Genomic DNA, 944 nt, shown 5'->3' on the forward strand with positions numbered 1-944 from the left:
TGCTGTGGCTCAAGCGGTGGCTGCACTGCACTTGGGCTACCGCCTTTGCTGGCGTCGGTTGCGCAGGTACAGCCCTACGCTGGCGAGCATGCCCGGCAGGCAAATGGCGGTGGACCACATGCGCCGCCACTGCACCTTGCGCTCGGAATCGATGTCGTGCGGGCCCCAACCCATGAGGTTGTCTACCCAGGGGCCGATGATGTGCGCGTACCAAGCGAAGGCCCAGGCCGAGCCGAGCAACACAAGCATAAAAACCAACGCTCCAAACGTCTCTACGCTGGACATGCGGTCCATGAATCGACCGTATCCTTCATTGATTCGACTCATCTGTTCGCCAATCTTCCGAATCATGGCTGGCTCCCAAGCGGCTGCCTGCCGTTGTCCAAGGGGATGAAGCTGGGCAGGTTGCTGACCGTGTGGCTGACCGTGCTGCCCACGTGCCTAGGCACATTGTGCAACCTGCTCTGCAGTGGAACCGTGGCAGACCCCGTAATGGGAATTCTGGGGGCGTTGGTGATGATCTGAGTGAGCTCACTCTCTACCCGTGCCCCAACACGCGGTCCCACCGCACCAAATACCGCTCCCAATCCCCCCGCCGCCCAAATGTTCGTATCCTCCCCATAGAAGAAGTTGTTGAACGTCGTGTTGGTCCCGGCCACACCTGCGCCAGCAGCCGGAACGCCGTAGAAGCGCAGCGCCGTCGGCAGGCTGGTAACGCTGGCGATAGCCCCCGCCCCTGTTATTCCCGCCACCAGGCTCTGCTCGGGCCGCACGTTGCCGTGTTGCCAGTACTGCCCTGCCGCATCAAAGCCCGTGCCCAGCCCAAAGCCCGCAGCCGACAGCCGGAAGGCTGCCACCACACCCCCTGCCAGCACCGCCTCCGGCCCGAGGCTCTGCTGCACCGCGCCGCTGGCGTGGGCCGCCCAGATCTGCTTGCTGAACTG

General features: G+C 63.7%; 2 protein-coding genes. Both read right to left on the bottom strand.

Going from position 1 to position 944, the window contains the following annotated elements:
- Positions 1-36: 36 nt before the first annotated feature.
- Positions 37-249 carry a hypothetical protein gene (locus SRAH_RS11710; RefSeq protein ID WP_029463518.1) on the bottom strand — a complete coding sequence of 71 codons (213 nt, stop codon included), beginning with the start codon at positions 247-249 and terminating at the stop codon, positions 37-39.
- Positions 250-347: 98 nt separating this feature from the next.
- Positions 348-944: hypothetical protein (locus tag SRAH_RS12805; protein WP_045477467.1), on the bottom strand; the 597-nt coding region annotated here is incomplete at its 5' end.

This window comes from Serpentinimonas barnesii (assembly GCF_000696225.1).
Classification (GTDB): Bacteria; Pseudomonadota; Gammaproteobacteria; order Burkholderiales; family Burkholderiaceae_C; genus Serpentinimonas; species Serpentinimonas barnesii.

Coding starts and splice junctions, on each gene's coding strand:
- SRAH_RS11710 (WP_029463518.1), bottom strand. CDS start 249: ATGCTTGTGTTGCTCGGCTCGGCCTGGGCCTTCGCTTGGTACGCGCAC.